The 12,368-nt window shown below is 59.0% G+C and carries 13 protein-coding genes; 9 read left to right on the top strand and 4 right to left on the bottom strand.

The features are described 5' to 3' along the window. Positions 1-7: 7 nt before the first annotated feature. Together fkpB and ispH are read left to right on the top strand one after the other, a co-directional pair. Entirely contained in the window at positions 8-445 is a 438-nt protein-coding gene (fkpB, locus tag KGB21_RS17745) for an FKBP-type peptidyl-prolyl cis-trans isomerase (RefSeq protein WP_172668667.1), read from the top strand. A 141-nt stretch (positions 446-586) separates the two neighbouring features. Further along, positions 587-1,534: a 4-hydroxy-3-methylbut-2-enyl diphosphate reductase gene (ispH, locus tag KGB21_RS17740; RefSeq protein ID WP_223506041.1), complete on the top strand. Its 948-nt coding sequence runs from the start codon at positions 587-589 to the stop codon at positions 1,532-1,534. Here the strand turns inward: ispH and KGB21_RS17735 are convergent. Beyond that, positions 1,503-2,060 (bottom strand): GspH/FimT family pseudopilin, encoded by a 558-nt coding sequence (locus KGB21_RS17735; protein ID WP_223506039.1) that lies wholly within the window; start codon positions 2,058-2,060, stop codon positions 1,503-1,505. The two genes, ispH and KGB21_RS17735, sit on opposite strands and share 32 nt — an antisense overlap. 127 nt (positions 2,061-2,187) lie before the next feature. Between KGB21_RS17735 and KGB21_RS17730 the strand changes: the two genes are divergently transcribed. From KGB21_RS17730 to thiO, 7 genes are read left to right on the top strand one after another with little or no spacing between them, the layout of a single operon-like run. Continuing rightward, positions 2,188-2,661, top strand: coding sequence for a GspH/FimT family pseudopilin (locus KGB21_RS17730; RefSeq protein WP_034148233.1), 474 nt, complete (start codon positions 2,188-2,190; stop codon positions 2,659-2,661). Beyond that, positions 2,658-3,107, top strand: coding sequence for a type IV pilus modification protein PilV (pilV, locus tag KGB21_RS17725; RefSeq protein ID WP_034148234.1), 450 nt, complete (start codon positions 2,658-2,660; stop codon positions 3,105-3,107). Before KGB21_RS17730 ends, pilV begins: the two co-directional genes overlap by 4 nt. Then, a complete protein-coding gene (locus KGB21_RS17720; RefSeq protein WP_223506037.1) occupies positions 3,104-3,817 on the top strand; it encodes a prepilin-type N-terminal cleavage/methylation domain-containing protein in 714 nt (237 codons plus the stop codon). Before pilV ends, KGB21_RS17720 begins: the two co-directional genes overlap by 4 nt. 11 nt (positions 3,818-3,828) lie before the next feature. Further along, the gene (locus tag KGB21_RS17715) at positions 3,829-4,293 is read left to right on the top strand and encodes a PilX N-terminal domain-containing pilus assembly protein (protein WP_172668663.1); all 465 of its coding nucleotides are present in this window, start codon (positions 3,829-3,831) and stop codon (positions 4,291-4,293) included. Beyond that, the gene (locus KGB21_RS17710) at positions 4,280-7,363 is read left to right on the top strand and encodes a pilus assembly protein (RefSeq protein WP_223506035.1); all 3,084 of its coding nucleotides are present in this window, start codon (positions 4,280-4,282) and stop codon (positions 7,361-7,363) included. Before KGB21_RS17715 ends, KGB21_RS17710 begins: the two co-directional genes overlap by 14 nt. A gap of 14 nt (positions 7,364-7,377) precedes the next feature. Next, on the top strand, positions 7,378-7,779 hold the full coding sequence (locus KGB21_RS17705; protein WP_034148238.1) for a type IV pilin protein: 402 nt from the start codon (positions 7,378-7,380) through the stop codon (positions 7,777-7,779). Between the two features lie 58 nt (positions 7,780-7,837). Then, entirely contained in the window at positions 7,838-8,938 is a 1,101-nt protein-coding gene (thiO, locus tag KGB21_RS17700) for a glycine oxidase ThiO (RefSeq protein WP_223506033.1), read from the top strand. Positions 8,939-9,124: 186 nt separating this feature from the next. On the opposite strand, the gene KGB21_RS17695 is transcribed toward thiO, so the two are convergent. Genes KGB21_RS17695 through KGB21_RS17685 form a run of 3 tightly spaced genes read right to left on the bottom strand, consistent with a single transcriptional unit; the run spans position 9,125 to position 12,268 of the window. Further along, entirely contained in the window at positions 9,125-10,453 is a 1,329-nt protein-coding gene (locus KGB21_RS17695; RefSeq protein ID WP_223506030.1) for a sigma-54-dependent transcriptional regulator, read from the bottom strand. Positions 10,454-10,455: 2 nt separating this feature from the next. Next, complete coding sequence (locus tag KGB21_RS17690; protein WP_223506069.1) at positions 10,456-12,045, bottom strand: sensor histidine kinase; 1,590 nt, start codon at positions 12,043-12,045, stop codon at positions 10,456-10,458. Then, entirely contained in the window at positions 12,035-12,268 is a 234-nt protein-coding gene (locus tag KGB21_RS17685; RefSeq protein WP_034148242.1) for a PP0621 family protein, read from the bottom strand. The genes KGB21_RS17690 and KGB21_RS17685 overlap by 11 nt, the downstream gene beginning before the upstream one ends. Positions 12,269-12,368 lie beyond the last annotated feature (100 nt).

Raw genomic sequence — 12,368 nt, 5'->3', positions numbered from 1 at the left:
ACAGGTATTGGCTGAGCAACGCATCGGCCAGAACACGGAAGTCACCTTGCATTTCGCATTGCGCCTGGAGAACGGCGACACGGTGGACAGCACCTTCGATAAAGCCCCGGCGACCTTCAAGGTGGGTGATGGCAACCTGCTTCCAGGTTTCGAAGCGGCGCTGTTCGGCTTCAAGGCTGGCGACAAGCGCACACTGAGCATCGAGCCGGAAAACGCTTTCGGTCAGCCCAACCCGCAAAACGTGCAGATCATCCCGCGCTCGCAGTTCCAGGACATGGACCTGTCGCCAGGTTTGCTGGTGATCTTCAACGATGCGGCCAATACTGAATTGCCGGGTGTGGTCAAAGAGTTCGATGACGCGCAAGTGACCATCGACTTCAACCACCCGCTGGCAGGCAAGACCCTGACCTTTGACGTGGAAATCATCTCTGTCAAAGCGCTGTAATCGCTTTTCTGTAGGAGCCGGCTTGCTGGCGAAGAGGCCATGAAGCCTTGCGGTGAGTCCAATGGCCTCATCGCCAGCAAGCCGGCTCCTGCAGTAAGTTGTAATGATCTGAATTCTTGCGCGCAAGACACGAGGCACAGCATGCAAATCAAACTCGCCAACCCCCGTGGCTTCTGCGCCGGCGTGGACCGGGCGATCGAAATCGTCAACCGCGCCCTGGAAGTCTTCGGGCCGCCGATCTACGTGCGCCATGAAGTGGTCCACAACAAATTCGTCGTCGAAGACCTGCGCAATCGTGGCGCGATCTTCGTCGAGGAACTGGATCAGGTGCCGGACGACGTGATCGTGATCTTCAGTGCTCACGGCGTTTCCCAAGCCGTACGTACTGAAGCCGCCGGTCGTGGCCTGAAAGTGTTCGATGCCACGTGCCCGCTGGTGACCAAGGTGCACATCGAAGTCGCACGCTACAGTCGTGACGGTCGTGAATGCATCCTCATCGGCCACGCCGGTCATCCGGAAGTCGAAGGCACCATGGGCCAGTACGATGCCTGCAATGGCGGCGCTATCTACCTCGTCGAAGACGAAAAAGACGTCGCTGCACTTCAGGTGAACAACCCTGAAAAACTGGCGTTCGTCACCCAAACCACCCTGTCCATGGACGATACCAGCCGCGTTATCGACGCACTGCGTACGCGTTTCCCGGCCATCGGTGGCCCGCGCAAGGACGACATCTGCTACGCCACGCAAAACCGTCAGGACGCGGTCAAGCAATTGGCTGACGAGTGCGATGTAGTGCTGGTGGTCGGCAGCCCGAACAGTTCCAACTCCAATCGCCTGCGTGAACTCGCCGAGCGCATGGCCACCCCGGCCTATCTGATCGACGGTGCCGAAGATCTGCAGAAGAGCTGGTTCGACGGCGTCGAGCGTATCGGCATCACCGCTGGTGCATCTGCTCCGGAAGTCCTGGTGCGTGGCGTGATCCAGCAGTTGCAGGCGTGGGGCGCTACCGGTGCCGATGAGCTGGCCGGTCGCGAGGAGAACATTACGTTCTCCATGCCTAAAGAGTTGCGCGTTCGCTCTCTGCTCTGAATCCTTTCTCTTCTGCGCACAATGCCTGTTCAGCTTTGATGCTGCGCAGGCTGACGCGGCCTGATGGGGCCAGCACTACCTGATGCTGGCTCACCGGCTCGCGGCTTGCACAAATGTGCAGTGTCCCCGCCCGAAACGCACCGTTGCCTAATTGTGGTTCGCCCAGACTGCTGAATTTTACCGAAGTCCTGACAGGTCCATTGCCAACAATCGGCAGCCCTGAGGCGTTTTGGCGCTCGACCAGCAACGGATTGTTGCTGTCCTTATATCCCTTGCCGCTTATGTCCAGAATGATCCGCCAGCCTTGGCCCCAGTCGCCGTTGATGGCGTGAATCACAACGGCCTGATGGCGTGCGATCGCTTCAGTCCTGGCGTTGCGAATGTCACTGAAAAGCGACTGCGCAGCCAGTTCGCGATGGTTCGATTCGGTGACTTGCGCAAGCGCCGGACTGACCAAATGCAGAACAATCCCGACAATCGTCAGTCCCATAAGCAGTTCGATCAGGCTGAAACCTTGCTGATGCATGACACCTTCCTCCCTGGAATGTCGTGGCCCGTGCGATTCGTGCACGCAATGGCAGACCAACCGCATCTCGGCGGTCGAATGTTCTAGCGTGTAAAGCAGGTATAGCCGACGGCAACGGAGGGCAACGATGGAAGATCGTACAAAAGGTTTCACGCTGATCGAGTTGCTGGTCGCGTTGGGGATCTTCCTGGTCCTGATCACTCTGGCGGTCCCGGCGTTCACCCGTTCGACGCAAATCACCAAGGCCGATATCGAGGTCGGTGATCTGCAACGTGGCCTGAATTTCGCCCGATTGGAGGCGATTGATCGGGGCATGACCACGCGCGTTCGTCCGACCGCGGGCGGCAGCGTCTGGACCGGGGAGTTGACGGTTTATGACGGTACTGGCACTCCGGCGAATGTATTGCGGGTTGTTCCAGCGATGAGCAGCGGCGCAACTCTGACGCTAACCTCAGGAGTGACCGCCATCGATTTCAACAATCTCGGCGGCTTGTCGTCATCCTCGACGGCGGTGGTGATCAACTATGTGCTGGGCACGCAAAGCAGGACGCTGAACGTGTGTTTGAACGGACGAATTCTATCGGGTGGAAGTTGCGGATGAGGGAATGGAGCAAGCGTGCACAGGAAGGCATGACGTTGATCGAAGTCCTGGTTGCATTGTTGATTCTGAGTGTGGGGTTGTTGGGGGCGGCGGCGTTTCAACTGAATGCGCTGAAGTACACGGACAGTGCGCGCATGGCCAGTCAGGCCAGTTTTATCGCCTACGACATGATGGACCGCATCCGCGCCAACGCGGCTGCCGACTACACGGTGACGCCACCGACCTCGGGCAACCTGAGCGTCGCCCGGGACCAGGACCTCTACGACTTCACCAGCAACATCGTCAATTTCGGTGGCCCTACGGCTACCGGCAGCATCACTCTCAATCAGCGCGTGTACACCATCACCATCAATTGGGACGATTCACGCGCGGCCAACAGCGCCAACTCCCGACGCAGTTTTGTGCTGACCAGTCGCGCGACCGTCGATCCGGTGGCGACGCCATGAGCCGCTTAAGCAGAGGGTTTGGTCTGATTGAATTGCTGATCGCCCTGGCATTGAGTCTGGTTGTGGTGTTGGGCGTGGTGCAGGTTTTCATCGCCGCCAAGAACACTTTTGTCAGCCAGAACGCCTCGGCCACCATGCAGGAAGATGCGCGTTTCGTGCTGAGCAAAATGATTCAGGAAATCCGCATGGTTGGCATGTTTGGTTGCCTGGGGACAATCACCGACGCCAGCTCGGCAGGTGACTTCAATGCCGCACAGATCACGCCGATCAGTTGGGACAATGCCAGCCTCAAGCTGACGCTGGTAACGGCGGACGTGGGTAACAGTGGCGGGACGCCGACCTGGACAGTGATTTCCGATTGCAGAAGCAGCGCGACCGCCTATACCGAAGCGCGGACACCGGCGACGGGGCAGCTGGCGTTTCCGATTCGGCGGTTTGTCTACAGCCTGAAAAACGGTCAGCTGACGATGGGCGTCGGCAGAGGTACGCCGGCCCAGCAAGTGCTGATAGATAACGTCAGTGCCTTCAACGTCAGCTTCGGCCTTGCCAGTTCCGCAGCGGACTCAGCGGCCTCCAGCTACAGCAGCAACCCGTCCGACCCGGCACGCATTCGCAGCGTACGTCTGAGCCTGACCTTCACCGATCCGAATAATCGGGTGAGCAATCAAACCTTCAACGTGGTTGCCGCGCTGCGCAACCGCCTGCCATGAGGGGAGGGCGAATGACTGTTCAAGCCCAACGCGGCATGGCCTTGCTGGTCAGTCTGGTGTTCCTGCTGTTGCTGACGCTGATCGGTCTTTCTTCGATGCAGAACGCGACCTTGCAGGAAAAAATGGCCGGCAGCGTTAGCTTGCGTAATCAGTCATTCCAGACCGCCGAAGCCGCGTTGCGGGTGGGCGAAAGTGTGGTGCAACTTGATAGTTATTCATTGGCAGTGTGTAGCGGCACCAGCCAATGCGCACCGCCGTCCGAGTCATCGACCGTCAAAGCCGCTGGCTTCAACTCCACCTCGGGGGTGACCTGGATCGCCTCCGGCAGCGGCTTTTATGGCGTGCAAAACATCGGTACCACCCTGACGGCGGTGAACGTGCCGAGCAACACCTCGGCGACGCTGTACCGGGTCACCGCAGTGGGTATCGCGGGGAACTCGCGCAGTGTGGTGGAGAGTATTTATGCGAAGTACTGAGGGGCGCGCCGGGTTGTGGCGGATGTTGTGTGGTGTTGCTTTGGGGTTGTATCTGGCGGCGCCGGTCTATGCCTTCACGCCGTCGGATTCGCCGCTATTGAGCGCGGCAGCCGTTGCGCCGAACGTGATGCTGATGATCGACAATTCGGGAAGCATGAACAACATCATTTGGGCGCCGGGTTTTGATCCCACGGTCAACCGCGCGCAGATCGCGATGTGCAATTCCAACCTGTCATGCATCGGTGGTCAAAACCTCGACATGAGTGATGCCAACATTGCCCTGTCGAGCCTGAATCGCGGCGGTTGTTCGAGTAACGGTAACTGGTACGGCTTCTATCGTGGTTTTCTCGGGTTGACGCCAATCTGCCTCAAGCTGCCGGACCCGGTGGGCAATGAAAACACCCGTTACACGGCTAACTACCTGGCGTATTTGCTAGGGCTGGCCAACGGTTCAAGCCGAGACTTCACCACGGGGGCCAATGCGATCCCCAACGATTACCGCATCAGTGTGGCGCAGGACGTTTCCAACAACCTGGTTTCCAGCAATCGCTCGCTGCGCATCGGTCTGGCGACCTTCAATCCGCCAGCCGGTAACAATCCGGGCAACGGTGGCTACATCGCCCGCGCTATCAGCGATTTGTCGGTGGATGCCAACTACAACGCGTTGGTTGCCTCGATCAACGGCTTGAGTGCCGTGGCCAACACACCGCTGGCGGAAACCTATTACGAAGTGACCCGTTACCTGCGTGGGATGGCGCCGTACTACAACTCGACGCCTGCAACCTATACCAGCCCGATTCAGTACCGCTGCCAGAAAAACTATGGAGTAGTGATCACCGATGGTCTGCCCACGTACGACCGGACCTTCCCGAGCAACGACGCGCTTGGCGGTAGCCGTCTGCCGAATTGGGACGGCAACAGCACCAACGACGGCGACAACCTCAATGGTGATAGCGAAGGTGACACCCTTTACCTGGATGACATCGCGAAATTCGCATTCGATATCGATATGCGCGCCACCGGAACCGACCTGGCCGGCAAAAGCTGGAACGCCACGGATTTTCCCAAGCAAAACATGAACACCTACACCGTGGGTTTTACCGCGGCGAATCAGATGCTGTCCGACGCTGCTAATTACGGACAAGGCAAGTACTACCAGGCGACGGACAGCACCGGACTCAACGCCGCGTTGTCCTCAGCCCTGAGCGACATTACCTCCAAGGCCGGCTCCGGCGGCAGTGGTGTCACCAGTGGCACCATCCTCGGCAGCGGCACCAGTTACTTCCAGACCAGTTACGACCCCAAGGACTGGCGCGGCACCATCAAGGCCTATGGCTTTACTGCCAGCGGTGCGGTGAATACCGGGTCGGTACTGTGGACATCGGACACGGCGATTGTGCCTGGGGCCACGGCACCTACCTATCAATCCTGGAACAACCAGACCAACACGGCGGTGACGCTGGCCTACACAAATTTTTCTCCGGCCCAGCAAACCACCCTCAATCAGGGTTTGCCGACCGGCATCACCGGCAGCGATCTGGTGGAGTGGAGCAAGGGCATCAACAAGACCGGCCTGAAAGTGCGCAGCGTGTTGCTGGGCGACATCATCAACTCGCCGCTGGCCCTCGCGTCACCCTCGGATAAAACCGCTTCCGACCTTTCAGGCGACACCACCTACAGCACCTATCTGGCTACCAAAGCAGCCAACATGAATGCCAGTCTCGTGGTCAACGCCAACGACGGTTTCGTCAATGTCATCAATACCGGCAACGGCATCCGGCGTTACGCCTACATGCCGTCGAGCGTGTTGCCTTCACTGCGTTACATCGCTGATACCACCTACATCAACGGCGTCAGTCACAAGTTTCTGGTGGACGGCCAGGTGGGTGTATTCGATGCCCAACTCAACAGTGCCTGGAAAACCCTCGCGCTGGGCGGGACGGGCGCGGGTGGGCGGACCTTCTATGCGCTGCAACTGTTCGACGCTTCGGCGGGCAACGTGACCAAGGCACTGTGGGAAATCAGCGCGCCGGCCGCGGCCAACACGGCTAACGCTTTCAATGACCTGGGTTACGCCTATGCCCGCCCGGAAGTGGCACGCTTGGCCGACGGTCGATGGGCGGCGTTCATTTCCAATGGCTATGGCAGCCATTCCGGGGTGGCGGCGTTGTACGTGGTGGATATCCGCGACGGTTCGCTGATCAGGAAAATCGTCATCGACAGCAGCGAATCCACGAACGGATTGTCCTCGGTGAAGCTCAAGGTCAATTCGCAGAACGTGGTGCAGGCAGCCTATGGTGGCGACCTCAAGGGGAGGTTGTGGAAATTTGACTTGAGTGGCACCAGCACCGATTCATGGGGCGTGGCGTTTTCCGGCAAGCCGCTATTCACGACGGCGGACGGTGCGACTCAACCGATCACCGCGCAGCCATTGCTGGCGGACAATTCGCTGGGAGGCAAGGAAGTCTTCTTCGGCACCGGGAAATTCAACGAAACCGCGGACAAGACCAACAAGGATTTGCAGGCGTTTTATGCGGTGTGGGATGCGGACGGCGGCTCGGGTCAGATCACCACCTCCAGTTTGCAGGCCCAGGCGGTAACCGGTGTGTTCTCGGGCGGTTCGGGGCAGTTCATCACCACCAGCCAGAATGAGGTGACTTACCCGGCGGAGAAAGGTTGGTACTTGCCACTGGTGTATAACAACGCGCTAACGGGCGAGCGGGTGATCAATCAGGCCAGTCTGGTACTCGGGCGAATCGTGTTTACCACCGCCAGTGTGGACACCACGGACCCTTGCGCCAGTTTCGGCACCGGCAAACTGGTCGAACTCGATGCGTTCAGCGGTAAGATGCTCAACTACGCGGTGCTCGACACCAATGGCGACGGGTTGATCGACAGTACCGATACGGTGTCCAGCGGCGTGATCTTCACCGGCGGTATCCCGACCTTGAACGCCATCGTCAATGGCGCGACCCGCAAGATCGTGAACGATTCCAGTGGCGGCATCACCACGCTGGTGGAAAAATCCGGCGGCGGCAGCCGTCGCATCATGTGGCGACAAATACAGTAAGTGAGAGTTGAGGCATGCACAGATCCAACCGCGGTTTTACCCTGATCGAAATCATGATCGTGATAGCGATCATCGGGATCGTCATGACCATTGCCGCCCCGAGTTTCACCGAGTATCTGAATAAAGGGCGTCGCACCGAAGTGGCTGGCCTGCTCTCCGAACAGGCGCAGATCCTTGAGCGCTTTTATTCGCAGAAAAATGTCTACACCAATGCCACCGGCCTGAGCGCCGGCAATGACTATTACACCATTACCCCGACCCTGACCGACCAGACCTTTTTGCTGACGGCGGTACGCAAGCCAGGCACAAGCATGGCCACTGACAAGTGTGGTGATTTCACTATCACCAATACCGGTGTCCGTAGCATGGTCAACGCGACGGCGGGTTTGACTACCAAAGATTGCTGGGGTCGCTGAGTTTTTCATTTTCGGGCGCCTTTTGCGCCCTCTGTCTATTTAACGGTTGGATCAGAACATGACCAGGCAACAGCAAGTGGTGATTGTCGGTGGCGGGGTAATCGGTCTGCTGACGGCATTCAATCTGGCGTCCGAAGTGCAAAGCGTTGTGTTGCTGGATCGTTCGAACGTCGGTCAGGAATCGTCCTGGGCCGGTGGCGGGATTGTTTCGCCGCTCTATCCGTGGCGTTACAACCCGGCGGTCACTGCGTTGGCCCATTGGTCACAGGATTTTTATCCACAGCTGGGCGAGCGCTTGTTTGCCGCCACTGGCGTTGATCCCGAGGTGCATACCACCGGCCTGTATTGGCTGGATCTGGATGACGAGGCTGAAGCGCTGGCTTGGGCCGTGCGGGAGAATCGCCCGTTGCGGGCTGTGGATATCTCGGCGGCCCACGATGCGGTGCCGGTATTGGGTAACGGTTTTTCCCGGGCGATCTACATGGCTGATGTGGCCAACGTGCGCAATCCGCGTTTGGTGAAGTCGCTCAAGGCTGCGTTGTTGGCGCTGCCGAACGTGACGATTCATGAGCAATGTGAAGTCAGCGGGTTTGTTCGTGAGGGCGATAAAGTCATCGGTGTGCAGACCTCGACAGGTGCCATCCACGGCGACCAAGTGGTCCTGACCGCTGGCGCCTGGAGCGGCGATTTGCTCAAGAGTCTCGGTCTCGAGCTGCCAGTCGAGCCGGTGAAAGGGCAGATGATTCTCTACAAATGCGCGGCAGATTTCCTGCCAAGCATGGTGCTGGCCAAGGGGCGTTATGCGATTCCTCGGCGCGATGGACATATCCTGATTGGCAGTACGCTGGAGCACGAAGGCTACGACAAGACGCCCACCGAGTCGGCACTGGAAAGCCTGAAGGCATCGGCGGTGGAGTTGATTCCGGCGTTGGCGGATGCCGAGGTGGTGGGGCATTGGGCCGGGTTGCGCCCTGGTTCGCCTGAAGGCATTCCCTACATTGGCCGGGTGCCGGGGTTTGATGGGCTTTGGCTTAACTGCGGGCATTTCCGCAACGGGTTGGTGCTGGCGCCGGCGTCGTGTCAGTTGTTTGCGGATGTGATGCTGGGCAGGGCGCCGATCATCGATCCGGCGCCGTATGCGCCGATTGGGCGGATTTGAAGCAAGGGCAAAAGATCGCAGCCTTCGGCAGCTCCTACAGGGAGAACGCATTTTATTGATCCGGCGCCGTATGCGCCGATTGGGCGGATTTGAAGCAAGGGCAAAAGATCGCAGCCTTCGGCAGCTCCTACAGGGGGAACGCATTCCAATGTAGGAGCTGCCGCAGGCTGTGATCTTTTAAGGCTATCAATCCAGGCCCAGCTTCTTCAGCCTGTAACGCATCGAGCGAAACGACAAATTCAACCGCTGAGCCGCCGCCGTACGGTTCCAGCGGGTTTCCTCCAAGGCCTGAAGGAGAAGCTGGCGTTCGACGTTCTCCAGATAGACCTCCAGGTTGTCGATCTGCGTCAGATCCGGCACTCCGTCTTCTACCGCACAGTTGCCTTCAGCCAAACGCAGGTCGCTGTCCTCGATCTGTCTGTTTTCGCACAACGTGTGAGCTCGTTCGAGCATGTTCTCCAGCTCCCGCACGTTGCCCGGGAAGCGATAGCTTTTCAGCGCATCGATGGCTTGTGGCTGGAGCTTTGCCACCGGTTGGCCGGTGTCCGCCGCAAGCCGCGTGAGTACATGGCTGGCCAGCGTCTCGATGTCGTCGCGGCGTTCGCGCAAGGGCGGAACTCGCAGCTCGATCACGTTCAAGCGGTAGTACAAATCCTGACGAAAGCGTTCGGCGGCGACTTCGGCATCGAGGTCTTTATGGGTGGCGCAAAGAACGCGCACATCGACCACTTCTTCCTGTTGCCCGCCGACGCTGCGTACGGCTTTCTCCTGAATGGCCCGCAGTAGTTTGACCTGCATCGCTAGCGGCAGATCAGCCACTTCATCGAGAAACAAGGTACCGCCATGAGCTGCCTGGAACAGGCCGGGCTTGTCCTCGATGGCGCCGCTGAAGCTGCCTTTGCGGTGACCGAAAAACTCGCTTTCCATCAGCTCCGACGGAATCGCGCCACAGTTGACCGGTACAAACGCTTGATTGGCGCGCGGTCCGCGTTCGTGAATCAGCCGTGCGACCAACTCCTTGCCGCTACCAGACTCGCCGCTGATGTAAACCGGCGCCTGGCTGCGCGCCAGTTTGTCGATCTGTTTGCGCAGAATGCGCATGGGCAGTGAATCGCCAAGCAAGCGACGATCGATGGCCGCGCCCGGTGCAGGCAACAGCAGGGCGCTGCCGACCAGTTCCCGCAGGCGGGTGAGGTCCACCGGTTTGCTCAGGAAGTCGAAAGCACCGGCCTTCAGGGCGTTGATCGCCGTTTCGACATTGCCATAGGCGGTGATCATGGCCACCGGGGTTTGTGGGTAGCGTTGCTGGATGTGCTGCACCAGTTCAAGGCCGGTGCCGTCGGGCAGGCGCATGTCGGTCAGGCACAAGTCGAATGTCTCGCGCTTGAGCAGGGCTAGGGCCTCGCCAGCGTTGCGGGCACAGAAGGTGTCGAGTTTCATCCGTCCCAGGGTGATTTCCAGGAGTTCGCGAATATCCGGTTCGTCGTCGACGATCAGGACTTTTTGCCGTGACATGTTCAACTTTGTTTCCGTCCGTGAGCAAAGGTGATCCGAAAGCAGCCGCCGCCTTGGCGTGGTTTGAAGTCTAGGCGGGCCTGGTTGCTTTCGCACAGCTCACGGGACAGATACAGCCCCAGGCCAGTGCCTTGGTGACTGGTGGTGAAGAAGGGCTCGAATAATTGCGCTTGAAGATCGGGGGCCACGCCGGGGCCGTCGTCGATGACTTCGAGGATTGGCAATTGGCTGGTTGGATCGATGAATAACTCGAGCCAAACCTGTGCCAAGTCGTGATGCTGCGCACTGTGACGCCATGCATTGCGGATCAGGTTGTCGAGAATCTGGTGAAGCTGGTTGGGGTCCATCAAGGTCTTGAGGTCTCCCGCAGCGATGCGCAGGTGAAGCTGCTGGCGATCGGTCGCTCGCTCACGGGTTTCGGCCACGAACTGTTCCAGCCACGGCTTGAGGTCGAGTCGTTGTGGCAAGGTTTGCTGGCGCCGGGACAGTTGCAGGACGTTTTCGATAACCCGATTCATTCGCTGAGAGTGGTCTTGAATAATCTGCGTCAGACGTCGATCCGCGCCGTTCAGTTCCTCGGATTCGCGCAATAGCTGCGCGGCATGACTGATGGCGCCCAACGGATTGCGGATTTCATGGGCGATGCCGGCGGTGAGGCGACCGAGGGCGGCAAGCTTCAGCTGCTGGGCCTGTTGAGCGATCTGGGCGAGGTCTTCGAGAAAGATCAGCGTCTGGTGATTCGGGCTTGTGTCCAGCGCGATGAAGCTCGGTTGCAGCTCCTGGCCGCTGCTGGGGATTTTCAGGCTCTGCGGGCGTAGCGTCGGGTTGTTGAGCCACAGTTGCAGGCGTTCTACCAAGGCGGGGAAGTGATCGTCTATCAGCCGGCCTTCGAGACGCTCGCAATCGAGCAGGGTCAGGGCACTATGGTTGGCCAATTGCACGCGTCGTTGCTCATCGAGCACCAAAATACCGGTGCGCATGCGTTGCAAGATCAGCGCGTTGAGTGTTTCCAGGCCGACGACTTCACTGGCCTTTTGTTCGGCCAGGGTTTCGCTGACTTCCAGTCGTCGGATCAAGGCTTGCACCAGTAAAGCCGCGGCAAAACACAGGGCGCCGAGGGTGCCGACTTGCAGATAGTCGTTGGGATTGGCGGGATAGCTAAAGCTCAGCAGGAAGCTCAAACCGACGATGCCGAGCGCGCCAACAGCGGCAATCAGCAGGCCGATACGCCTTCGCAACAAGGTATTGCTGATGGCCACCGAGACGATCAGCAAGTTGCCAATGGCGCTGGCCACGCCGCCGGCGGCGTAGAACAGGCCGCACAAGAGCAGGACATCGATCAGCGCCAGGCTAAATAATTGCGTCGGGCGGCGGGTGTTCTCGAAGAAGACCACCAGCAGGATGTTCAGTACCAGATACAACCAGCTGCCAATGCGCAGCAGGTCGTCATTGGCGGAGGTCAACAGCCGGTTGTCCATGTTGCTGGAAATCAACAACACCAGGGTAATGCCGACGCTTAAACGGTAGAGGTGATAAAGGCGCAGCAGTCGCTGGGCCTGTTTGCCGCGGGGACTGGAGGCCTCAGCGATCACTTGGACCGGGGCCTTGCTCAAGGTGAGCCTGGCTGCAGTACCACTGTTGTTGAAGGCTTAGCGCGCGGTCACGGGGCAGGTGAACGCCGCAATGGGCGCAGCGGACCATGGGCGCCGCTTCCAGCTCGGCGGAGGACTTGGGTGCCGAAGCCTGGCCCTTGTACTTGCGCCAGAACCACACGGCGGCGGCAATCACGGCGATCCAGAATAGTAAACGAAGCATGGTGAGCTGCTTTATGACGGATGAATCGCCAGTTTAGCCAAGGACATGACAGGCGCACAGCGTATTCGCGCGGCATAAAAACGGCGCAATAAAAAAGGGA

Origin of the sequence: Pseudomonas sp. GL-RE-29, assembly GCF_019947275.1 — a bacterium.
GTDB lineage: Bacteria > Pseudomonadota > Gammaproteobacteria > Pseudomonadales > Pseudomonadaceae > Aquipseudomonas > Aquipseudomonas fluorescens_A.
Note: the sequence above shows the minus strand (reverse complement) of the source record. Positions and strands in the feature narration are given on the sequence as shown.

Coding starts and splice junctions, on each gene's coding strand:
- KGB21_RS17730 (WP_034148233.1), top strand. CDS start 2,188: ATGGAAGATCGTACAAAAGGTTTCACGCTGATCGAGTTGCTGGTCGCG.
- KGB21_RS17705 (WP_034148238.1), top strand. CDS start 7,378: ATGCACAGATCCAACCGCGGTTTTACCCTGATCGAAATCATGATCGTG.
- KGB21_RS17695 (WP_223506030.1), bottom strand. CDS start 10,453: ATGTCACGGCAAAAAGTCCTGATCGTCGACGACGAACCGGATATTCGC.
- KGB21_RS17710 (WP_223506035.1), top strand. CDS start 4,280: ATGCGAAGTACTGAGGGGCGCGCCGGGTTGTGGCGGATGTTGTGTGGT.
- ispH (WP_223506041.1), top strand. CDS start 587: ATGCAAATCAAACTCGCCAACCCCCGTGGCTTCTGCGCCGGCGTGGAC.
- pilV (WP_034148234.1), top strand. CDS start 2,658: ATGAGGGAATGGAGCAAGCGTGCACAGGAAGGCATGACGTTGATCGAA.
- KGB21_RS17735 (WP_223506039.1), bottom strand. CDS start 2,060: ATGCATCAGCAAGGTTTCAGCCTGATCGAACTGCTTATGGGACTGACG.
- KGB21_RS17685 (WP_034148242.1), bottom strand. CDS start 12,268: ATGCTTCGTTTACTATTCTGGATCGCCGTGATTGCCGCCGCCGTGTGG.
- KGB21_RS17720 (WP_223506037.1), top strand. CDS start 3,104: ATGAGCCGCTTAAGCAGAGGGTTTGGTCTGATTGAATTGCTGATCGCC.
- thiO (WP_223506033.1), top strand. CDS start 7,838: ATGACCAGGCAACAGCAAGTGGTGATTGTCGGTGGCGGGGTAATCGGT.
- KGB21_RS17715 (WP_172668663.1), top strand. CDS start 3,829: ATGACTGTTCAAGCCCAACGCGGCATGGCCTTGCTGGTCAGTCTGGTG.